This is a genomic window from Streptomyces sp. NPDC052043 (assembly GCF_044548235.1).
Classification (GTDB): domain Bacteria; phylum Actinomycetota; class Actinomycetes; order Streptomycetales; family Streptomycetaceae; genus Streptomyces.
Genome location: NZ_JBIUBT010000005.1, coordinates 412,894 through 434,507, shown reverse-complemented (window position 1 = coordinate 434,507; position 21,614 = coordinate 412,894). Strand labels below are relative to the sequence as shown.

The 21,614-nt window shown below is 70.8% G+C and carries 20 protein-coding genes; 9 read left to right on the top strand and 11 right to left on the bottom strand.

The window, feature by feature from the left end:
• Nucleotides 1-20: 20 nt before the first annotated feature.
• Complete coding sequence (locus ACIHCX_RS16235) at nt 21-200, top strand: transposase (protein ID WP_400029780.1); 180 nt, start codon at nt 21-23, stop codon at nt 198-200.
• A 777-nt stretch (nt 201-977) separates the two neighbouring features.
• On the opposite strand, the gene ACIHCX_RS16230 is transcribed toward ACIHCX_RS16235, so the two are convergent.
• Nucleotides 978-1,379 carry a hypothetical protein gene (locus tag ACIHCX_RS16230; RefSeq protein WP_400029778.1) on the bottom strand — a complete coding sequence of 134 codons (402 nt, stop codon included), beginning with the start codon at nt 1,377-1,379 and terminating at the stop codon, nt 978-980.
• A 752-nt stretch (nt 1,380-2,131) separates the two neighbouring features.
• Here ACIHCX_RS16230 and ACIHCX_RS16225 point away from each other — a divergent pair.
• The gene (locus ACIHCX_RS16225; RefSeq protein WP_400029776.1) at nt 2,132-2,332 is read left to right on the top strand and encodes a hypothetical protein; all 201 of its coding nucleotides are present in this window, start codon (nt 2,132-2,134) and stop codon (nt 2,330-2,332) included.
• Between the two features lie 972 nt (nt 2,333-3,304).
• Here ACIHCX_RS16225 and ACIHCX_RS16220 read toward each other — a convergent pair.
• Nucleotides 3,305-3,661 (bottom strand): DUF805 domain-containing protein, encoded by a 357-nt coding sequence (locus tag ACIHCX_RS16220; protein ID WP_400029774.1) that lies wholly within the window; start codon nt 3,659-3,661, stop codon nt 3,305-3,307.
• A 630-nt stretch (nt 3,662-4,291) separates the two neighbouring features.
• A complete protein-coding gene (locus ACIHCX_RS16215) occupies nt 4,292-4,579 on the bottom strand; it encodes a hypothetical protein (protein ID WP_400029772.1) in 288 nt (95 codons plus the stop codon).
• A 576-nt stretch (nt 4,580-5,155) separates the two neighbouring features.
• Between ACIHCX_RS16215 and ACIHCX_RS16210 the strand changes: the two genes are divergently transcribed.
• The 3 genes from ACIHCX_RS16210 (at nt 5,156) to ACIHCX_RS16200 (ending at nt 8,462) form a co-directional block, all read left to right on the top strand.
• Complete coding sequence (locus tag ACIHCX_RS16210; RefSeq protein WP_400029770.1) at nt 5,156-6,166, top strand: transposase; 1,011 nt, start codon at nt 5,156-5,158, stop codon at nt 6,164-6,166.
• 229 nt (nt 6,167-6,395) lie between these two features.
• Nucleotides 6,396-6,923 (top strand): transposase, encoded by a 528-nt coding sequence (locus ACIHCX_RS16205; protein ID WP_400029987.1) that lies wholly within the window; start codon nt 6,396-6,398, stop codon nt 6,921-6,923.
• Between the two features lie 144 nt (nt 6,924-7,067).
• The gene (locus tag ACIHCX_RS16200) at nt 7,068-8,462 is read left to right on the top strand and encodes an MFS transporter (RefSeq protein ID WP_400029768.1); all 1,395 of its coding nucleotides are present in this window, start codon (nt 7,068-7,070) and stop codon (nt 8,460-8,462) included.
• Nucleotides 8,463-8,536: 74 nt separating this feature from the next.
• Here ACIHCX_RS16200 and ACIHCX_RS16195 read toward each other — a convergent pair whose 3' ends face one another.
• The 6 genes from ACIHCX_RS16195 to ACIHCX_RS16170 form a co-directional block, all read right to left on the bottom strand.
• Complete coding sequence (locus ACIHCX_RS16195; protein WP_400029766.1) at nt 8,537-10,477, bottom strand: helix-turn-helix domain-containing protein; 1,941 nt, start codon at nt 10,475-10,477, stop codon at nt 8,537-8,539.
• A gap of 80 nt (nt 10,478-10,557) precedes the next feature.
• Nucleotides 10,558-11,352: a 3-hydroxybutyrate dehydrogenase gene (locus tag ACIHCX_RS16190; protein WP_400029764.1), complete on the bottom strand. Its 795-nt coding sequence runs from the start codon at nt 11,350-11,352 to the stop codon at nt 10,558-10,560.
• A gap of 54 nt (nt 11,353-11,406) precedes the next feature.
• Entirely contained in the window at nt 11,407-11,886 is a 480-nt protein-coding gene (locus tag ACIHCX_RS16185) for an NUDIX hydrolase (protein WP_400029762.1), read from the bottom strand.
• A 78-nt stretch (nt 11,887-11,964) separates the two neighbouring features.
• Nucleotides 11,965-13,575 (bottom strand): apolipoprotein N-acyltransferase, encoded by a 1,611-nt coding sequence (gene lnt, locus ACIHCX_RS16180; RefSeq protein WP_400029760.1) that lies wholly within the window; start codon nt 13,573-13,575, stop codon nt 11,965-11,967.
• 72 nt (nt 13,576-13,647) lie between these two features.
• Nucleotides 13,648-14,187 (bottom strand): hypothetical protein, encoded by a 540-nt coding sequence (locus ACIHCX_RS16175; protein ID WP_400029758.1) that lies wholly within the window; start codon nt 14,185-14,187, stop codon nt 13,648-13,650.
• A gap of 108 nt (nt 14,188-14,295) precedes the next feature.
• Nucleotides 14,296-15,081, bottom strand: a complete 786-nt coding sequence (locus tag ACIHCX_RS16170; RefSeq protein ID WP_400029756.1) for a glutamate racemase — start codon at nt 15,079-15,081, stop codon at nt 14,296-14,298.
• Between the two features lie 39 nt (nt 15,082-15,120).
• Between ACIHCX_RS16170 and ACIHCX_RS16165 the strand changes: the two genes are divergently transcribed.
• The gene (locus ACIHCX_RS16165) at nt 15,121-16,320 is read left to right on the top strand and encodes a glycosyltransferase (protein WP_400029754.1); all 1,200 of its coding nucleotides are present in this window, start codon (nt 15,121-15,123) and stop codon (nt 16,318-16,320) included.
• A gap of 11 nt (nt 16,321-16,331) precedes the next feature.
• Here ACIHCX_RS16165 and ACIHCX_RS16160 read toward each other — a convergent pair whose 3' ends face one another.
• Complete coding sequence (locus tag ACIHCX_RS16160; protein ID WP_400029752.1) at nt 16,332-17,738, bottom strand: TerD family protein; 1,407 nt, start codon at nt 17,736-17,738, stop codon at nt 16,332-16,334.
• A 302-nt stretch (nt 17,739-18,040) separates the two neighbouring features.
• Between ACIHCX_RS16160 and ACIHCX_RS16155 the strand changes: the two genes are divergently transcribed.
• The 3 genes from ACIHCX_RS16155 (at nt 18,041) to ACIHCX_RS16145 (ending at nt 20,164) form a co-directional block, all read left to right on the top strand.
• The gene (locus ACIHCX_RS16155; protein ID WP_400029750.1) at nt 18,041-18,520 is read left to right on the top strand and encodes a DUF6643 family protein; all 480 of its coding nucleotides are present in this window, start codon (nt 18,041-18,043) and stop codon (nt 18,518-18,520) included.
• Nucleotides 18,521-18,561: 41 nt separating this feature from the next.
• Nucleotides 18,562-19,386, top strand: a complete 825-nt coding sequence (locus ACIHCX_RS16150; protein ID WP_400029748.1) for an MOSC domain-containing protein — start codon at nt 18,562-18,564, stop codon at nt 19,384-19,386.
• A 178-nt stretch (nt 19,387-19,564) separates the two neighbouring features.
• The gene (locus ACIHCX_RS16145) at nt 19,565-20,164 is read left to right on the top strand and encodes a hypothetical protein (RefSeq protein ID WP_400029746.1); all 600 of its coding nucleotides are present in this window, start codon (nt 19,565-19,567) and stop codon (nt 20,162-20,164) included.
• Nucleotides 20,165-20,216: 52 nt separating this feature from the next.
• Here the strand turns inward: ACIHCX_RS16145 and ACIHCX_RS16140 are convergent, their stop codons facing one another.
• The gene (locus tag ACIHCX_RS16140; RefSeq protein ID WP_400029744.1) at nt 20,217-21,434 is read right to left on the bottom strand and encodes an RNA-guided endonuclease InsQ/TnpB family protein; all 1,218 of its coding nucleotides are present in this window, start codon (nt 21,432-21,434) and stop codon (nt 20,217-20,219) included.
• Nucleotides 21,435-21,614 lie beyond the last annotated feature (180 nt).

The following is a 21,614-nucleotide window of genomic DNA, read 5'->3' as shown; positions in this document are numbered from 1 at the left end:
AACAGGACGAAGTCCCCGCCTTGCAGACCTTCGCCACCGGCCTCCTGCAGGACCTCGACGCGTTCGTCGCCGGGCTGACTCTGCGCTACAGCTCCGGCGCGGTCGAGCGCCACAACAACAAGATCAAAATGATCAAGCGTCAGATGTTCGGCCGCGCCAACTTCGACCTGCTCCGCAAACGCGTCCTCCACGCGGCATGAACCTGGTCGTGGCGGCGTGGACGGTGACGCGGTTGGCGCTGATGGTGACGTCGCTGACTTCGACGTCGGTGGTCTGGTGGAGCCAAAGGTCCTGGAGGAGGTCGTCGGTCACGACCGTTCATGATCGCGGAGTTGGTGACCCTCCGTGGCTCTGGCACCAAAAGTGATCCAGAACCCACATTCAGCCGTCGCCGACAGGATCCATGCTGCGAAACCAGCGCTCAACGAGTCGAGCCGCCGTGGCAGCATCCTCGGTCGGTGTCGGCAGCTTCTTCTTGCTGCTCCAGAACTTCATCGTCCGCCCCCACCATCAACCAGCAAACTGTATGGTTCCGGCCGAATTCACGGCCAGATGTCTCACGGCGATCTGCGCTCGAACGGGCAGGTCAGCAACTTGCCAGGCCAGCGACCATCCGCGTACGCGGTCTTCCAAACTAGCTACGCCAACCTGATGTCTTCCCGCTAAGTTGTTGCCCGTGACTGCATCGAAGCCTTCCATGTGGAGACGGCTCACCACGGCACTCGGTCTCACCTATGCGCCAGGTGGGGAGCGTCGCCCCGGAGACCCCAAGATCTCGAGATTCGGCCGTTTCGTCTCGCCGCGCCTCGATCAGGAACTCGGGGACTTGCGGGACCGAGTTGCAGAGCTTGAGCGCCTATCCAGCCGCCGGGGAACAGCAGGCCGCGCAGAGCCTGGATCGAAGTCCGACCGGTAGACCCGCCGTAACCGAGGTGACTAGAGCGGGGTACCGGGCGGTCGGCAGCCCAGGTGGGCGATCAGGCAGCCTTAGCCCGGCTGACGAGCAAGGCGAACAGGGCTGCACCAACGGGTACCCCGACAATCTCGCCTACCTGGAACCCCACATGGAGCGTGGGGGAGAGCCACGCCTGCACTGCAAAGCCGAGCACTGCCATCACGAGCACGGCCACCAGAGCGACGGCACATCCAACACGCCGGCGCGGTGGCTCGGCAATGTAGAGCCCGAGCATCGGGGCAGCGGCGAACACCTGGACCGCGAAGGCGAGCGTTCTATCGACCCCGTCTTCGAAGTGCCAAAGCGCCAGAGTCACGACTCCCCAGACAGCAAGGCCGAGCAGAGCACGCAATGCGACGGAGACGACCACAACCCACGCTCGACGGCCAATCGGGACAGTCTCGGGGCCTTGCTCTCTCGTCACGCCGAGAGGTTAGCGGGCGTACGGGACGGCGCATGACCCTGGGTCTTTTGAGTTCCCCGCTCGACATGAGCTGTGCCCGGCAGAGCCGAACATCGTCTTGCGTGCCACAGCCGTGCCAGATCGGACGGGAAGACTCGGGCAACCACGGGGAGCCACGGTCGAGGGCGCGAGGAAGGGCAGGTCAGCGTTCTACCAGCTCGGCCAGGATCGGCAGCCGCACTCTCCTAAAGCGGTGTTCTCGGGGTCTCTGCCCCCAGGTGTGCCCCAGCGACCTCCAGTGATGGAGAAGCCGCAGGTGAGAGAGGTTGAGGGGAGCCCCCTGTAAATCTGACGGGTCGCCCTGCGGGGCCGTCTGTGGGCCGTCGAAGGGCGGCCCACAGCGACCAAGGACGACCAACAACGACCGCTCGGCTACTGGTCTGCGCTGGGCCGTCCTCGATCGCGTGAGGTCGTTCCCGACCTACGCCTCTTCCTCCGCGACAAGCCGGCCGAGTGGCACGAGTTCCGCAGCGAGGTCACGGGATTGGCGCCCTGAGCCGCTAGTGGCTTGTCGCGTCGCTTGTCGTCTGGCTTAGACCACCCATCCGGCCGGGGTGGTCTCTTCGTTCTAGGGCCTGTCCGACGGGTCGCGTCACCGGCCCCGCACCCGCCAGCACTGTCACCCGAATGGCGCAACATGACGTGCCACCCACATGGGTGGAGATCAAGCTGGCTAGTGGCCCAGCCGAGGCAATCCGTGAAAGGGGAACCAAATGCGCAGTCGACGAATCCTCGCCGCCGTCATCGCTACGGCAGCCCTCGCCGGACTCAGCCTCACAGGCGCCGCCACCGCCACCGCACAGGGTCCAAACCCCGTCAGCGGTACTCAGTGCAGGGAGGGCGGCGGAACGCTCGACCTTAACAACTTCACCTGCAAGGGCGGTACGTACAACGGGCGGTATCTCATCGACTGAACCCCACAAGGCGCCCCGCAGCCACGCGCTGCGGGGCGCTCCCGCGCCAGCGTAGCCGGGAGAGTCGCAGGGACTGGGCCGACCCGTCGGGCACGCTAGAGGCTTGGAGCAGGTAGGGAGCTCACCCGCCATGTTCGAGGCGCAGGTGCGGGCCGTTGGGGCTACGGACGACGTGTGGACGGCACGTAGGCGTCTGGGCGCGAGTCCTTGAGTTTGTCCAGGTCAGCGGGTGTGCAGCTCGCTCATCTTGAGAGCACTGTAAATCCACCGACTCGGTCCTGCCGGCTTGAGGCGCCTCGTCCAGGGGCGAGGCCCTCGGCTGTTGGGACGGGGCCGTCTGTGGGCCGTCCCGAGGTGGCCATTAATGACCAACGCCGACCGACAACGACGGAAGTGCACGGCATCTGAGCTAGTCAAAGCCAGGGGGAAGGTCCATGCCACACTCAGGAGCCCCGGTTCGCGGGCGTACCTGACTCGGGAGTGCGCATGGACCCGCGCCTTAGGAGACTTGGCAACGGCCTGATGACCTGCCTCGCCATGGCTTGGTTCGGCTACCAGGCCCTATATGGCGAGGGGCTGCTAAGGATCGGTTCCACCCTCATGTTGGTGATTGTCGTGGTGACGACTGCAGGCGCGGTCCTCGACCACATCCGCCCTCGACCGAAGCGGCGCCGATCACGTGAGCGGGACGCTGGCTGAACTACAGCGTCGGCGAAGGCCTGCCGAACCTGCTCCGGCGGGCCTTTCGCGCGTCTGTGCGTGGAGCAGAGGCTGATTCCTCCAGACGTCCCCCGACAGCGCTCGGCTCTTGAGAAGGCGCGGGTCACAGTAGGTGAACGGAGCCTGCTGGAAGTGGGCTGCCTGTGCTCCGGGCCGTCTGCGGGGCCGGCAGCAACCGCGAAAGAGCCCCGGCCGAGGCCGGGGCTCTGCTGTGCGCGCCGGTTCCGCTGACCTGTTCCAGCGCGACTGACATCAGATGTGCGCCAAGGGCTCCTTCGGGTTCGCGCCGTACTTGTTCTCCCTCGGAGTGCCCTCGGTGGCCAGGAACACCAGCATCACGATGAAGCCGACGAGAGGGATGAGCCCAATGAGGACCCACCAGCCGGAGCGGTCGGTGTCGTGCAGGCGGCGAACCGTCACAGCGAGAGTCGGCAGCAGGACCGCGACGGTGTAGATCCAGTCCAGTGCCTGGGTTCCGATGACGGCGTCCACAATGGCGAGCACGATGGAGATGATCACGGTGAACAGCGTGAACATCCAGTACTCCTGGCGGCGCGCCCGCCCGTTGAACACCGCGTACTTCTTGAGGACCTCGACATACCAGTTCATGGCGTCCCCCCCCTGGGATCGACGTTATCTGTCCAGATGGATCGGGACAGTCGCAGAACGCTCACATGTGGAACGGGGCATGTCAATACGCACGATCACGCTACTCACGAGACGTGTGAGGTCGACTCGGGCGCCGCGCACCCTGACCACTAACCGGCCATTTCAGGGCAGGTGCGGAGATCATCACCGGGGGTTCTCCGGGCGGTCCCGAACGTTTCCGTCGCCGACTCTCTTCCGCCATCGAATCGAAGGCGATCCGTTTGCCTGGGTTATACCGTTCCGACATGGAAGCGATTGTCAATCGTTGCCAGAAACAGGAGGAACGGGGCGGTCAGAGACGCAGCACCACCTACCGCAGCACCTCACCCTGCCGCATCAGGTCCCACGTGATCGACACAGGGCCTGCCGGGCCTTGCGGATCCCGCTGTAAAGCTGCTCGCTCATCCTCAACGTCCGGCGATGCAAGCGAGTAGACCGCCCCGGGACGGAGACTCCGCTGAGTGGGCGGACACCGACGCCGTGGGATCCGGGGCGGCCGTTTGCCGCCTGCGCTCCCTCGCCCGTCTGGCGAAGCCTGATCTGGACGAGGGCGGATGGCCAGCGGCAGCCAAACATTCGAGGACGATCCCTTTACCGGTCACCCTGAGTAGTCGATTCTGACTCTTCTTCCTCCTCCATGATGCGGATGCCGTCGTGCGTCAGCGAGACGGTGGCGGGGGTGTTGTGCGATGTCCATTCGACGGTGAGCAGTCCTTCGCCGACAAGGAAGGCGCAGGCCGCGGTGAGATCTTCGTCGGGCACGTGGAGCTCGTCGCGGAGTGTCGCTCCACTGACCTCGGTGCGATTGCATTCGACGGCCCCGTACAGAGATCGGAGAACCGCTTTGCGGTAGGCCTTGCGTTCACGGAGTGTCGTCATGACTGTCGCTCCAGGGCTTGTGGCCGACGGTGCAGGCGATGATGCGGTGGCGGCTTCGCGTTCTCACCGTCCGGTCACACCTCGTCGCTGGGATCGCGTTCCGCGAAGGATGATGTGCTCGAGGCCAGCCAGGAGCGTGCGGGCTGCGCGGTATGAGCGGTGTCAATGGTGAGGTGGAGGCGGGTCGCTCCTCCGCGGCCGGCTGGGTAGCTGCGTTGTTCGGTCGAGGAGAAGCACCAGCGCAGTACGTGTGCGACGCGACGGGCGACCTCTGGCGTTGCTGCGATGATGCGGACCTCAGCATGGTCTGGGGAGGGCAAGGGTTCATGATCCATGGCGTACCTCCTGCGGGCGTGTTGAGGGCGCACAATCGGTCACCGGAGTTCTGGGGCCCCCACTACGCCTCCACGCACGCCTCTTCCTGCACGTACGCTCCTCCTTGAAGCCTATGCCCCCGCCTGCCGTCGCTGCTTTTTCTCCCGCCAGCCAGCTACAGCTCCGTCCATTGAAGTTCCCCCGTGGGGCTGGACAGCCTGATACTGGGACGGTCGGTCCCGCAGGAAGCAGTTCCAGGTAGTGAGCAACACGAGCAAGCGGTACACGGCCGAGTTCAAGCGGGACGCGGTCGCGCTGGTCCATTCGTCGGGGAAGACGGTCACCGAGGTCGCCCGGGAGATCGGGGTGAGCCCGGAGGGCCTGCGGAACTGGGTGAACCAGGACAGGGCGGATCGGGGCCAGGGGGCCGCGAGTGCTCTGACCAGCGAAGAGAAGGAAGAACTGCGCCGTCTGCGGCGGGAGAACCGAGAGCAGCAGCAGACGATCGACTCCCTCGCGAAAAAGGCCGCAGCCTTCTTCGCGAGGGAGTCGACGAAGTGGCCGTGCGCTACGCGTTCATCGACGCGGAGAAGGCCACCCGCCGCCGTCGCCGCGGCCGCCAGCGGGCTGGTCCGGCCCGAGCGGACAGGAGGAGGCCGCATGCATCACCATGACGCCCCGCAGGAGGAGGAGCCGGCCGAGCACCTCCGCTTCTGGGCCTACCTGAGCAAGCTGGAGCAGGTAACGGAGGCCGACGAGGTCGACCTAGTGCCGCGACAGGCAACGTTTGCCCCGTCGCGACGCCCGGCACGCCCTCTCGCCGCACCGGCCGAAAGCCCGAGTACATCCAGTACGAGGACTTCCGGCCGGCACACCGAGAGCACGCACCGGACGCCGCTCCTTGACGGGCAAACGTTGCCCGCCGCGGCACTAGTCAGCGAGGTTCTCACAGATCCGGACCAGACGATGGCCCAGTCCGCCGTCCTAAGGCACCTGGACCGCCGGGCTACCGACCTCCACTCCAGCTCCGCCTACGAACCCTGGGCCGAGAAGATGACCCAGGCCACGACGCGCTATCCCTTCCTGACCCGGCGCCTGCGCGAATGGTGCCTCTTCCGAACCGTCACCCTGGGGCAGCCGTGGCGTCCGGACACCTTGCTCGAGTCATCCGACTGGCTCCAACTCAAGACGGCCGAAGCGGCCAACGCCGCCGCCCTCGAGATCCTCGCCGACCGGGGACGCACCAACAGATCCGTAACACGGCCCGGATGAGCCTGCCTTGATGCGATGAAGGGGCGAAGTCCCCGCCCGCCGCGGGTGCCTGGGTAGGTCCCGGTTACCTACTGCGTGACGGCGAAGGAGGCCCTCAGGTGAGCGAGTACAACGGACATCAGTACGTCGGTGTCGACCTGCACCGCAGGAGGTCCGTGATCGTGCGTCAGACCGAGGACGGCGTGCAACTGAGTGCGGTGCGCATCCTCAACGATCCGGTGGGCTCGGTCTGCAGATCGAACAGGCCGGACACGATCCGGACGTGGTCTTGGAGGCCACTTCCGGCTGGTACTGGGCGGCCGATGTCCTGCAGGCTGCCGGGGCACGCGTGCACCTGGCACACCCGCTGGGCGTGAAAGGGTTCGCCTACCGGCGGGTGAAGAACGACATCCGCGACGCCGCGGACCTGGCGGACTTGCTGCGCATGGGGCGGCTGCCGGAAGCCTGGATCGCCCCCCAGGTACGCGAGCTGCGGGAGCTGGTGCGCTACCGGGCCAAGCTCGTCGCACTGCGGTCCGGTCTGAAGGCCCAGGTGCGCGCCGTGCTGGCCAAGGCCAGCATACTGACCCCGGCTTCCGGCCTGTTCGGCATCGACGGCCGAGCCCCGATGGAGCGGACCGCACTGGCCGGCCCGTATGCCCAACGCGTCGCGTCGTTACTGAAGCTGATCGATGAACTCGATGCCGAAGAAACCTTCTTCAACGGCCGCATCGCAGAACGCGGACGTCCCTCGATCCGGCCCTCCTCGAGCCCCTGACCGCCGCTCCGCGGACGGGCATGGTGGCCGCACGCATAGCCAGCCGCCAGACTATGTTGGCTCGCCACATGTGCGCCTGACGTGCCCCTTCCTACCGTGTGCCGACACCTACCCGTCCCCACCGCATACGAGGAAGTGGCACCCATGGCCTCCCCACCGCCCGCTCCCCCGACGCAGCCGGCCAACCTCCCCCGCATCGTCGCCGCGAGCCTCATCGGCACCACCATCGAGTGGTACGACTTCTTCCTGTACGGCTCGGCCGCCGCGCTCGTGTTCAACAAGCTGTTCTTCCCGGACTCGGATCCGCTGGTGGGGACGCTGCTGTCGTTCCTGACCTATGCGGTCGGGTTCGCGGCGCGACCGCTGGGCGCGCTGGTGTTCGGGCACTACGGTGACCGGCTGGGACGCAAGAAGCTGCTCGTGCTGAGCCTGCTCATGATGGGCGGGGCCACCTTCGCGATCGGGTTGCTGCCCACCCACGCGACGGTGGGCTCGGCGGCACCGGTGCTGCTCACCGTGCTGCGTCTGGTCCAGGGGTTCGCGCTGGGCGGTGAGTGGGGCGGGGCCGTGCTGCTGGTGTCCGAGCACGGGGACGCCCGGCGGCGCGGGTTCTGGGCCTCCTGGCCGCAGACCGGCGCGCCCGCGGGGCAGTTGCTCGCCACCGGTGTGCTGTCGCTGCTGACCGCGGTGCTCTCCGACAGCGCCTTCGGGACCTGGGGATGGCGCATTCCGTTCCTGCTCTCCGGTGTACTCGTCGTCGTCGGTCTGTGGATTCGGCTCTCCGTCGATGAATCGCCCGTGTTCCAGCAGGCGTTGGCGCAGGCCGAGACCCGCAGGGCGGCGCAGGCGGCCGAGGACCGGACCGAGAAGGCGCCGCTGGTGTCCGTGCTGCGGCATCACTGGCGTGATGTGCTGGTGGCGATGGGGGCGCGGATGGCGGAGAACATCAGCTACTACGTGATCACCGCGTTCATCCTCGTCTACGCCACCACCTCCGCCGGCGTCTCCAAGCAGACCGCGCTGAACGCCGTGCTGATCGCGTCCGCGGTGCACTTCGCGGTGATCCCGGCCTGGGGTGCCCTGTCGGACCGGGTCGGGCGCCGCCCGGTGTACCTGCTGGGCGCCGCCGGGGTCGGCCTGTGGATGTTCCCGTTCTTCTGGCTCATCGACACCGGCGGCTTCGGCCCGCTCGTCCTCGCGGTGACCGTAGGCCTGGTGCTGCATGGGGCCATGTACGCCCCGCAGGCGGCCTTCTTCGCCGAGATGTTCGCGACCCGGATGCGCTACTCCGGCGCCTCCATCGGCGCCCAGTTCGCCTCCGTCGCCGCCGGCGCGCCCGCCCCGCTGATCGCGACCGCGCTGCTGGCCGACTACGGCAGCTCCACCCCGATCGCCCTGTACGTGATCGCGGCGGCCGTGCTGACGCTGATCGCCGTGGGAGTGGCCAAGGAGACCCGGCACCGCGACCTCGCCGACGTCGACGCCTCCGCGGACGCCGGCACCACGTCCGCCCGCGCCGCCGGCGCGCGCACCGTCTGACCCCAGCCCGCGCTCTGCCCCCGCCCGCTCCCCCTGGTCCGGCCGGCCCCCGTGCGTCCGCTCGCGTACGGGGGTCAGCTCTGCGCCGGTGCCGACAAGCGGTGCAGGCGCAGGGCCAGTTGGATCTCCAGGGCGCGGGCCGGGGTCTGCCAGTCCTGCCCGAGCAGCCGGCCCACGCGCTCCAGGCGCTGGGCGACGGTGTTCACATGGACGTGCAGTGCGTCCTTGGTGCGGGCCGGGCTCGCGCCGCAGGCGAAGTACGCCTCCAGGGTGCGTATCAACTCCGTGCCGCGCCGCTCGTCGTAGGCCACGACCGGGCCGACGGTGCGGTCGACGAAGCCGGCGATGTCCCGGTCACCGGCAAGGAGCAGGCCGAGGAAGCCGAAGTCCTGGCCGGCGGCGCCGTCGCCCGTGCGGCCCAGGAGCCGCAGGGCGTCGAGGCAGCGCCGCGCCTCCTCGTAGGCGGCGGCGACGGTTTCGGGGTGGGCGGCCAGGTTCTCGACGGGGGCGGAGGCACCCACGGTGACCGCCTCGCGCACCGCGGTGCCGAGGTGACGGGCGGTGCGGCGGGCCAGTTGGGTCGCGCTGTCCCCGCGGCGCAGCGGCAGCAGCAGGACCGTGCCGCCGTCGCGGGCGGCGGCCAGGCCGTGCCGGGTGGCGGCCAGGTGGAAGGCCGCGGACCACAGGCGGCGGCGGGCGGCGGCCTCCTGCTCGGCGTCGGCGGACGGGGTGTCGAGGCGGGCGGCGAGCACGACGTGCGTGGCGTCGAGGTCCGCGTGCAGTCTGACGGCGCGCTCGCGCAGCAGGCGGGGGTCGCGGTCGCGGGCGTCCAGGAGGTCGTCGAGCAGTTCGCCGCGGACGCGCTGTTCGGCCTCGGCGGCGGACCGTCTGGCGAGCAGGAGCAGCGAGGTGACCATCGCGGCCCGCTCCAGCGTGCGCTGGTCGACGGGGTCGAGGCCGGGGTGGCCGCGCAGCACGAGCGCGCCGAGCAGTTCACCGCCCGCGGCGACGGCGGCGATCCAGTCCGGGCCGTGCGGCACCGCGTGTCCCTCGGCCCGGGAGGCCTCCAGGGCGTCGGCGGTTACGGCGGTGGCCTCGGTGAACTCGACGGTGCCGTCGAGCACCTGGGAGACAGCGGCGGCCACGTCGTGCACTTGGCCGCCGCGCAGGACGAGTTCGGCGAGCCGGTCATGGACGTCGGAGGCGCGCTCGATGACACCGCTGCGGTCGCGGATGATCTCGTTGGCCCGCTCCAGGCCGGCAAGTGCCGAGCGGGTCTCGGTGAGCAGGTTGGCGCTGTCGATGGCCGCCGCGGCGAGGGCGGCGAAGGAGCCGAGGAGGGCGATCTGCTCCCGTTCGAAGACGCGGGCCCGCCGGTCGGCCGCGAACAGGACGCCGATCACCTGCGCTCCGAGCATAAGCGGCACACCGAGGATCGCGACCAGGCCCTCGTCCTGCACGCCCCCGTCGATGGTTCCGGTGTGCTGGAAGCGGGCGTCCTTGAAGTAGTCGTCGGTGACGTAGGGGCGGGCCGTCTGCGCGACGAGGCCGCCCAGCCCCTCCCCCATGCCCAGGCGCAGTTGCTGGAAGCGGGCGGCCACCGAGCCGGCAGTGACGCGCATGTAGGTGTCGCCGTGGGCGGGGTCGTTGAGGGTGAGGTAGGCCACGTCCGTGCCGAGCAGCGAGCGGGCGCGCTGCACGATGGCCTGGAGCACCGCGTCCACGTCGCGCAGGCCGGCCAGGTCGTGGGCGGTCTCGAACAGCGCCGACAGCTCCGCCTCGCGGCGCCGCCGGCCCTCCAGTTCCGCGCGGACGCGCAGGGCGAGCAGTCTGGCTTGTTCGAGCGCGTCGATCGACTCGGCCGGCCGGCCCTCGGCGCGGGCGAGCAGCACCGGCTGTTCGTAGGCGGCGGTGGGCGCGCCCCGGGCCAGCAGTTCGAGGAAGGGGGTCTCGGCGCTGCCGGCTGGAGTCCTGGCGGCGGGGCGCCGGGTGGACTGCACGTGATCGCTGGACATGCCCACAGGATCGCCCATCGGCCGGTCCTCTCGTGGAGCCTGTGGAAAACCCGGATGCGGAGGGGGACCGGGGCGGTCGGTCAGTGCGCGGTCCAGCCGCCGTCCAGGACCAGCGAGGTGCCGGTGACGAAGGAGGCCTGCGGGCCGCACAGGTAGGCCACGGCCTCGGCGACCTCCTCCGGTTCGAGCAGCCGTTTGACCGCGCTGTCCTTGAGCAGCACCTCGGACAGCACGCGCTCCTCGGAGATGCCGTGGGCCCGCGCCTGGTCGGTGAGCTGCGTCTCGACCAGGGGCGTGCGCACGTAGCCGGGGTTGACGCAGTTGGAGGTGACGCCGTGCGGGGCGCCTTCGAGGGCGGTGGTCTTGGACAGTCCCTCCAGGCCGTGCTTGGCGGCCACGTAGGCCGACTTGTAGGCGGAGGCGCGCAGCCCGTGCACCGAGGAGATGTTGACGATCCGGCCCCAGCGCTGCCCGTACATGTGCGGCAGGGCGCCGCGGACGAGCCGGAAGGGCGCCTCCAGCATCACGGTGAGCACGGTGTGGAAGACCTCGGGCGGGAACTCCTCGATGGGGCGCACCAGTTGCAGCCCGGCGTTGTTGACGAGCACGTCGGTGCCGGCGGCCGCCCGCTCGGCGGCGTCGAGGTCGGTGAGGTCGAGCGCCAGGAGTTCGAGGGAGTCGGCCAGCGCGCCCGCCCGTTCGGCGAGCGCGTCCAGTCCCGACGCGTCCCGGTCGACGGCTCTGACCCTCGCTCCGGCGGCGGCCAGCCGCAGCGCGCAGGCGCGGCCGATGCCGCCGGCGGCGCCGGTGACGAGCGCGATGCGGCCGCCGAGGTCGAGCGAGGGAGTGTGCGGAGCGGGAAGCGGCGAGGTCATGGGGTGACCCTAGGCAGGCCGCCCGCCGCGCCACATATGGGCACGGCCCATACTTCAGTTCCATTCCGTGGGGTTGAACCACGTGGGTGCGTCGGACATGGCTTGCTTGATCCGGAACAGGCCGAACTCGTCCAGTCCGGGCAGCGCGTCCACCGCGAACCAGCCCACCTCCAGCGACTCGTCGTCGTTGACCCGCGCCTCGCCGCCCACCGCACGGCAGCGGAAGGTGATGTCCATGTACTGGCAGATGTCGCCGTTGCCGTAGGTGACCGGTTTCAGCGCCTGGACGAGGACCACCCGCTCGGGGACGCAGTGCACCGCGGTCTCCTCGTGGACCTCCCGTACGGCGCAGGCGGCCGGCTGCTCGCCCGGGTCCGGGATCCCGCCGATCACCGACCACCTGCCGGTGTCGGAGCGGCGCCCCAGCAGCACTCTGCCGTCGTCGTCGAAGACGATGGCGGTGACTCCGGGCAGCCACAGCAGCTGGGTGCCGGCCGAGGCCCTGATCGTATGGATGAAGTCGGGAGTGGCCATGGAGCCGACCCTAGCGGGCGGGCACCCGGGACCACGGCATCCCGCGAGGCGCCCGCGGGGCGCACGTCCGGCGTACGGTCACACGCCCCGGGCGCGCCGCCCGCGCAGTCCGGCGCCGACGGCCCAGCCCAGGCCGCCGGCGGCGACCAGTACCAGGGCGGCCTCCGGCAGGGTGCCCAGCCGGGTGGCGGGCGTCTCGGAGGAGCGCAGCGGCACCTTCTGGACCAGGTAGCCGGGCACGAACATGCCGGTCTTCTGCGTGATCCGCCCGTCGGGCATGATGATCGCGCTGACGCCGCTGGTCACCGGGACGGTGACGGTACGGCTGTGCTCGACGGCGCGGATCCGGGACATGGCAAGCTGCTGGTAGGTCATCTCGCTGCGGTCGAAGGTCGCGTTGTTGCTCGGTACGGAGATCATCTGCGCGCCGGCGGTGACCGTGTCGCGCACGGCCCAGTCGAAGGCCGCCTCGTAGCAGGTGGCCAGGCCCACCTTCGTGCCGTCGATGGTGAACACGCCCGGCTTGTCGCCGCGGCTGAAGTCCTGCCGGACCATCGACGTCCAGTCCTTGTTGACCGTTCCGAGCAGCGAGCGCAGCGGAAGGTACTCGCCGAACGGCTGGATCTGCCGTTTGTCGTACGTCTGGGTGGGCCCCTGGACCGGGTCCCACAGGATCTGCTCGTTGAACAGTGCGCCGTGCCGCTCCACGACGCCGCCGACGGACACCGGCACCCCGACCGCCCTGACGGCCATGCCGATCACGGCCCGCGCGTCGGGGTTGACGAAGGGGTCGATGTCGGAGGAGTTCTCCGGCCAGAGCACGAAGTCCGGCTTGGCGGCCTTGCCCGCCTTCACCGCCTGGGCCAGCCGCTCCGTCTCGCGCGCGTGGTAGTCGAGGACCGCACGCCGCTGGGCGTTGAACTCCAGGCCCGCCCGGGGCACGTTGCCCTGGACGAGGGCGACGGTCGCGGTGCCGTCCTCGGCCTTGTCGCTGACCAGGGGCCGCGCGGCCACCGCGCCCACCACCGGTACGGCAACGCTCAGCAGGGCCGCGGCCGCGGCCGGACGCCGTACCGCTCCCCGGCGCCGCCCCCGCACCGCCAGGCGGACGGCCTCGCACAGGCCGAAGCCGCACAGGACGACCGCGAAGCCCAGCACCGGGGTGCCGCCCACCGCGGCCAGCGGCAGGAACACCCCGTCGGCCTGCCCGAAGGCGATCTTGCCCCAGGGGAAGCCGTGGAACGGCACGCGTGCGCGTACCGCTTCGCCGGCGATCCACACGGCCGCCGCCCACAGCGGCCAGACGGGCAGTCGGGACACCGCCGCGACACCCGCGCCCACCAGTGCGACGAAGACCGCCTCCACGGCGACGAGCGCCAGCCACGGACCAGGGCCGACCTCGACTCCCGTCCACACCAGCAGCGGCAGCAGGAAGCCGAGGCCGAAGAGGTAGCCGAGGCCGAGGCCTGCCTTCCAGGTGCGGCCGCGCAGCACCCCGCCGAAGACCGCGAAGGCGGGCAGGGCCAGCCACCACAGGGGGCGCGGGGGGAAGCTGAGGTAGAGAAGGAAGCCCGACAGGGCCGCCGCGGCGGCGGGCAGGAGCCGGAGGAGCCTCGCCCTCCAGGGCGCGGGGGCGGCCCGCGGGTCGAGCCGGTCCGACTCGTCGACGGAAGTTGCGGTGACGGTCATTCCGGGAGTCTACGGCCGGTCATCCGCGCCGGACCGATCAGGCCGGTCGTCCTCCACGGCAGGTCAGGCCAGTCATGACCGAGGGGCCGACGGGTGAAGGCGGGCCCTGATCACGTGCACCGCCGTCTCGGCGTTGTCGATGGTGATCGTGAACGTATGACCGTCCCACAGGCGCAGCACCAGGCCCTCGCCCCGCCGGACGACGACCGCAGTGCCCTTCTCGGGCCGCCACCGGTAGCCCCAGCCGCCCCAGTGACGCGGGGTGACGTGGGGGACGAACTCGGCGCCCGCGACATGGGCGAGCGGGATACGGCGGCGCGGCAGGCCGATGTGCCCGCAGCGCACCTCCAGACACTCGTGGTCGACCCGCACGGCGACGTGCACGAAGGCGAGGGTGCCGAAGAGAACCAACAGCCCGGCCGCGATGCACCCGACGACCGACATCACCAGCGGGGCGACGCCGGAGGTCCAGGCGGAGTCGACGGCCAGCTCGACGCCCAGCGCCAAGCAGGCGGCGCCGACGAGCGCCAGCACCCATTGCATCCGGTTGGTGGCCCGTCCGGTCCACACCTCGGGATGGGGAGTGTTCTCGGGGTGGGGGTGGTCCCTCATACCCACGAGGTTACTCAGGTTTCGCCGCGCGGGTAGCGTTGCGTCGCACAGGGTGACGGGACCGGGCGGCCACACCCGGACGGGACTCGTCCGGCGGTCGGCCCGACCTCAGCGGGCCGGCGCGATCTGCTGGAGGAGACGGCCCTCCGCGTAGGTCAGGGCCGGCAGGGGCAGGTCGCCCTCCCGGCCGTTCAGCAGCACGGTCACGCTGCCCTCGGCCGCGGCCTCCGGCTCGGGCCGGGCGCCGATCCGGCGCAGCGCCTGGGCGACGACGGCGCCCGCCGAGCCGTGCAGGGCCGGCGGCGGGCCGTCCGGTCGCCGGACCGCGGCCCGGATGCGGTCGGCGACCAGTTCGTAGTGGGTGCAGCCCAGGACGACGGTCGTCACCTCCGCGGGGGTGAGCGCGGCGGCCGCGGCGACGGCCTCGTCGATCGCCGACTCGTCCGCGTGCTCCACGGCCTCGGCGAGGCCCCAGCAAGGCACCTCGGTGACGGGCACGCCGTCGGCGAAGTCGCGGATGAGGTTCCGCTGGTAGAGGCTGCCGGTGGTGGCGGGCGTCGCCCAGATGGCGACGGGCCCACCGCCGGCCGCGGCCGGTTTGATCGCCGGCACCGTGCCGATGACCGGCAGATCCGGTTCCAGGGCGGCGCGCAGGGCGGTGAGCGCGTGCACGGTCGCGGTGTTGCAGCCGACGATCAGGGCGTCCGGGCGGTGCGCGGCAGCGGCCTCGGCGACGGCCAGGGCGCGCTCGGTCAGGTTCTCCGGCGTGCGCGCGCCCCACGGCATGCCCGCGGGGTCCAGGGAGAGCACGAGTTCCGCGTCGGGACGCAGCCGCCGTACCGCGGCCGCGGCCGCCAGCAGCCCGATTCCGGAGTCCATGAGCGCGATCTTCACCCGGCCACGATAGTCGATCCCCTCGTACCGGCCGCCCGGGTGGGGCAGACTGCGCGGGTGAGCGTGATCGAGTGGAGTGCCGTCGGATCACTCGCCGCCTGGCTCTGGCTGCTGCTCGGCCAGGGCTTCTTCTGGCGTACGGACGTCAGACTTCCACCCTCCGCGGATCCGGCCCCGGACGACTGGCCGTCCGTGTGCGTCGTCGTTCCCGCGCGGGACGAGGCAGCCGTCCTGCCGGAGAGCCTTCCCTCGCTGCTCGCCCAGGACTATCCGGGACGGGCGGAGGTCTTCCTGATCGACGACGGCAGCCGCGACGGCACCGGGGAGCTGGCCCGCGAACTGGCGCGGCGGCACGGCGGACTGCCGCTGACCGTGGCCTCACCGGGTGACCCGCCCGCCGGCTGGACAGGCAAGCTGTGGGCCGTGCGGCACGGCATCGGCCTGGCACGCGCGCGTGGCCCCGCCTACCTGCTGCTGACGGACGCCGACATCGCCCATGCCCCGGACAGCCTGCGCCTGCTGGTGGCGGCGGCGCGCACCGGGGGCTTCGACGTCGTCTCGCAGATGGCGCGGCTGCGCGTGCGGAGCCTGTGGGAGCGGCTCGTCGTGCCGGCCTTCGTCTACTTCTTCGCGCAGCTGTACCCCTTCCGCCGGATCGGCCGCCCGGGGTCGCGGACGGCGGCGGCCGCGGGCGGCTGCGTGCTGCTGCGCGCCGAGGCCGCCGAACGGGTGCGGATCCCGGACGCGATCCGGCAGGCGGTGATCGACGACGTGGCGCTCGCCCGGGCCGTCAAGGCCGGCGGCGGCCGCGTCTGGCTGGGGCTCGCGGAGCGGGTGGACAGCGTGCGCCCCTATCCGCGGCTGCGCGACCTGTGGCGGATGGTCTCGCGCAGCGCCTACGCGCAGCTGCGCCACAACCCGTTGCTGCTGCTCGGCACGGTCGCCGGGCTGGCGCTGGTGTACCTGGTGCCGCCGGTGGCGCTTGCCGCCGGCCTGACGGTGGGCGACGCGGTGGCGGCGCTCGCCGGCGGTGCGGCCTGGCTGGTGATGACGGCGACGTACGTGCCGATGCTGCGTTACTACCGGCAGCCCCTGTGGCTCGCTCCCCTGCTGCCGTTCACCGCGTTCCTCTATCTGCTGATGACGGTCGACTCGGCGGTGCAGCACTACCGGGGCCGCGGTGCGGCCTGGAAGGGCCGCACGTACGCGCGTCCGGACGCCCTGCCCGACGAGGGGTGAGCAGGGACGGCTCACTTGCGGCCCGGGGTCCAGTTCATGCCCCAGCCGTAGGCGCGGTCGATGGTGCGCTGCGGGCTCACTCCGCGTTCGGGCACCAGGTAGCGGGCCTCCCGCTGGACCACGAGATCGCCGCCGATGTTGCTGATCAGGGCGAGTGCGCACACCGTCGAGGGCACCGTGCACTCGTCGAGGGAGAAGTCGACGGGGGCGCCGTGCTGCGGCTGGAGGGTGACCGTGGCGTGCAGGTCGGCGAAGGAGCGGGCGCCTTCGTAGATGGTCACGAAGACGAGGATGCGGCGGAAGTCGCCGCGGTGGTCGAGGTTGATGGTGAGGTTCTCGCCGTCGGTGACGGCGCCGGTGCGGTCGTCGCCGTCGAGGTGGATGTACGGCGGCCGGTGCAGCGATCCGAAGGCGTTGCCGAGGGCCTGGACGACGCCCTTGCGGCCGTCCGACAGCTCGTAGAGGGCGCACAGGTCGAGGTCGATGTCGCTGTGGGTGGCCACCGCCCGGCCGCGCTTGCCGCCCCAGCCGGAGAACTGTTTGCGCGTCTGCCAGTTGAGGTTCACCCGCATGGCGCCCCCGGTTCCGCCCTGCTTGGTCAGCGACACCGAGGGGGCCGCCTTGGTGAGCGTCACCTTGCTCAGGCGGACCGGGGCCGCGGCGGACGCGGGTGTGGCGAACGCGGGCACGGTGGGCGCGGGTGCGCCGGACGGGGAGGCGGGTGTGCCGGGCCGCTGCGGGGTGACGGGGGGTGCGACCGGCGGCGGCAGGGGAACGGGCGGTCCGACCGGCGGCGGGGGCGCGGCCGGGTAGGGGGCCGGCGCGGGTGGTGGCGCCATCCCGGGTGCCCGCGTGCCGGGTGGCGGCGGGGCCGGTGCCGGGGGCGGCGGCGTGTGCTGCGGCTCGTCCACGGTGATACCGAAGTCCGTGGCCAGGCCCGCGAGTCCGCTGCCGTAGCCCTGGCCCACGGCCCGGAACTTCCAGGCGCCCTGGCGGCGGTAGAACTCGCCGAGGACGAACGCCGTCTCGACGCTCGCCCCGGTGCTGTCGAACCGCGCGGCCACCGTGCCCCGAGCGGTGTCCCGGACCTCGATGTAGAGGCCGGGCACCTGGGCGAAGGTGCCGCCGTCCGCGGAGGCGGCCAGCACCACCTTCTCGACCGTGGGCTCCACCCGCCCGAGGTCGACGAGCAGGGTGTCGGTCACCTGGCCGCCGAGGGTGTTCTTGCCCTCGTGCCGGACCGCGCCGGAGGGATGGGCCGGCTGGTTGTAGAAGACGAAGTCCGCGTCGGAACGGACCTTTCCGCCCACCAGCAGCAGCGCCGAGACGTCGGCGTCGGGGACGCCCGGCCCGCCGCGCCAGCCCACCTCGACGCGCAGGGCGCCGGCGGGCACCGGCGTGTTCGACCCCTTCGGCATGGACATCGACATCTTCGCCCCCATCACGTGTCGGACCGGCCGTGCCCCGGCGGTCCCCGTCGGCTCACTACCCGACCAACCTAAGCCCGGTGACGCGGAACTCCCATGCGAAGCACCGGAACACCCTGGCCGACCACCGGTAACCCCGGCCCGGAGGTCGGCTTATACATCATCCAAACCTCGCCTGCTGCCCCTTTTTGGCCAAGTTCGCTCATATTGAGGACCTCACGTCACCGCCGACACGGAAAACAACCTTCTTATCGGTCTCCCCAACCAGCACATCGTGGGCTTTACTTATGGCCATGACCTCCCCCCGCTCCAGTTATGGCGGCGGCTACTACTCCGCCTCCTTCCCGGACACCCCGATCTACGACTCGCTCGTGGCCGAGCGAGGAACCCCGCAGATCGCCCCCATCCGTGTTCCAGGGCCCTACGACGCGGGCAGCCACCTGCCCACGAGCAGCCCCATGAGCACCGGCAGCCATCTGCCCGCGCTGCCCTCCGCGCTCCCAGCACTGCCGGCGGCCCCGTCCCAGCACTCCTACGGCTATCCGCAGGCGCCGCAGCCGGTCCCGCCGCAGCCGGCGCCCACGGCCTACATCCCGCAGCAGGCCTCCGCGCCGCGCGGGTACCCCGGCCAGCAGCAGCCGCAGCCACCGCGCCCGATGGCGCCCGGCACCGGCTACGAGGCCATGCGTCCCGCCACCCCGCGCCCGGCTCCGGCCCCGGCGCCCGGGCCCTACCCGGACCCGTACGGGAACCAGCAGTACCGCGGTTACTGATCCGCTCCCCGGCCGTCCGTGCCGACTGGCAGGATGAGGTCATGGGGAACGCGGAACTGCACGCGATACACATCCACCCGGTCAAGGCGCTGCGAGCCGTCACGCTCGTGGAAGCCGTCGTCCAGCCCTGGGGGCTGGCCGGGGACCGGCGCTGGGCGCTGATCGACGACGGGGGAAAGGTCGTCACCCAACGCCAGCAGCCACACCTCGCGTTGGCCGTCGCCGAGCCCGGGCCCGGCGACGGCCTCCGCCTTTCCGCGCCCGGGCGCACCCCGGTCGTGGTGCCCGTCCCCCCGCCGGGCGACACGGTGACCGTGGACATCTTCGGCGAGAAGGTGGAGGCCGTCCCGGCGGACGAGGCGGCCCACGCCTGGTGCAGCGGCCTCGCCGGGGAGGACGTCCGCCTGGTCCACCTCGACGACCCCGCCACACGGCGGCCCGTCGACCCGGACTACGCCCTGCCGGGCGAGACGGTGAGCTTCGCCGACGGCTTCCCGCTGCTGCTCACCACGCTCTCCTCCCTCGCCTCCCTCAACTCCCTGATCGCCGAGGGGGATCACGCGGACGAGGGCCCGCTGCCCATGAACCGCTTCCGGCCCAACGTGGTGGTGGCGGGCACCCCCGCCTGGGCCGAGGACGACTGGACGCGCATCGCGATCGGGGACGTCTCCTTCCGGGTGGTCAAGATGTGCGGACGGTGCGTGGTGACCACCACCGACCAGGCCACCGGCGCCCACGGCAAGGAGCCGCTGCGCACCCTCGGCCGCCACCGCCGCTTCGGCGGCGAACTGATCTTCGGTCAGAACCTGGTGCCCGAGTCCACCGGCGCCATCCGGCTCGGCGACCCGGTCACCATCCTCGAATGACCTCCGCCGACCCCCGGCCACCGGTGGGAACCCCGGTACGGGAAACGGTCGTTGGACCACCGTGAGGAGTTCGTGAGACTTCACGGCCCGAGGTGATTTCCCTCTCTCTTCGGCCGACAAGAGGGCGAATCGGTCCGGGGCGGGGTTATCACGGAGGGGAAGGGGGGTGTGGCAGACGGTGCGAGCGATCAGCGGACTCTGGCGCTGGCGGCACAACCCGCTGCGTCGCGGGACCGACCTCGTCGAGGCCTGGGTGGCCCTGGTGGCGCTGCTGCTCGTCCTGGTCGGCGCACCCGTGATCGGCTGCCTCGTCGGTTCCGTGGCGCAGGACGCCCTTCAGCGGTCCGTGCGCGAACAGCTCCATGCCCGGCACCCGGTGACGGCCACGGTGGTGCGCGGACTCAGCCGGCTGGATCCCGACCCGGAGATATCCCCGGCACGGGACCTGCGCAGCCGTGTCCTCGCCCAGTGGACTGCCCCCGACGGCACCCGGCGGCACGGCCCCGTCACGACGGGCCTGGGCTCCCCCCACCCCGGCGACCACTTCACGCTGTGGACGGACGCGCACGGCGACGCGGTGACCCGCCCCCTGGACTCCGCGACGGCCACGACCCACGCCGTGCTGGCCGGATGCGGCGCGGCCGCGCTGGCCGCGGGCCTGGTGGAGGGGATACGCCGGCTGATCGTCTGGCGCTTGGTCCGCCGCAGGTACGCGCGCTGGGACCAGGCCTGGGACCGCGCGGGTCCGGACTGGGGCCGTACCGGCACCGGCAGCTGACGGCCTTTGGGCTCTGTTGACTTCCTCCCCGGGCTGAAGCTCGGGGATTCCCCTATGAGGGGGTTCGGCCGGTCGCCCGGCTTACGGGTTCCTGCTTCACGGACCGGCTGGTGCCAAGGTCTCCACAGGCTGAGACCGCATGTCCTGCGGCCTTGATGTTCTTCGCGGCGTTCACGTCGGCATGGTCGCGGTATCCGCAGCCTGCGGCTTTGCACCGGAAGACCGCTTGGCTCTCACGGTTTCCTTCCGTGACGAAGCCGCAGACGGAGCACCGCTGCGACGTGTACGCGGGGTTGACTTTCACCACGCGCGTGCCCGTGTACCGGGCGGCGTCGGCAAGGGCGAGTTCGAGGCGGTGCCACCCCTTGTCCAGGATGGCCCGGTTGAGCCCGGCCTTCTGGCGGACGTTATGGCCGGGCTCGGCCACGGTGCCAAACGCGCCGGCGGACATGTTCTTGATCCGCAGGTCTTCGAGGACCACCAGGGCGTTCTTCGCGACGATCCGGGCCGCGGTCTGCGCGCAGAAGTCCCCACGCCGGTCCGACACCCGGGACATGATGCGGCCCATGGCCCTGATCGTCTTGTGCCGGTTCGCGCTGCCGCGCTTGGACCGGGTGAGGCGCTGTTGCAGACGCCGGTACCGGACGATCTCGCCGGCCGTGATGAACGGCCGGCCGTAAAAGTCGCCGTCCGAGGTGACCACGGCGGTCTTGACCCCCCGGTCGATGCCCACGGCGGTACCGGGCATGGCGTGCCGCTCGCAAGTGGCCGCGCGGTCGTCCACGAGGAACGACACAAACCACCGGCCGCCCTTGCGGGACACGGTCGCGGAACGGATCTCACCACCCAGGGGGCGGGACCAGCGGAAGCGGACCCGGCCCAGCTTCGGCAGCTTGACCCGGCCCCACTTGCGCCCCAGCCGCTCCACGCTGATCTGCCGGGCGTCGGGGAACCGGAACGACGGCGACCAACGTGCCTTCGACCGCCACCGCACCCTGAACGTGCCGTGATCCCGGCAGGCCCGGTCCAGATCCTTGAGCGTCTGCTGCAACGCGTGCGACGGCGCCGCCTTCAACCACGGATGCTCACACTTGGCGTCGGCCAACTCGGCACACTGCGGCACGTAGTTCATCCACGCCCCGCGCCGCCGATATTCCCGACGCTGCTCCAAAGCTGTGTTCCACACCGACCGGCAGATGCCGCCGAACTCCTCGCACATCTCTTCTTGTTCGGGCGAGAGATCGAGCAGGTAGCGGCGACCGGACAGCATGAGAACACCCCCTTCGACTGGTGCGATCAACATAGAGCACGCCACCGACAGCGGCAGAGAACTCCGCCGCTGCGCGGCTCCGCGCCAAGGATGAGCTGACCCCGTCCTGAAGGACGGGGCTTGCGCTCAAGGGATCCGGTCAACCGAGCGTCCGCGCGCACGCTACGGTGGACCGGCCGA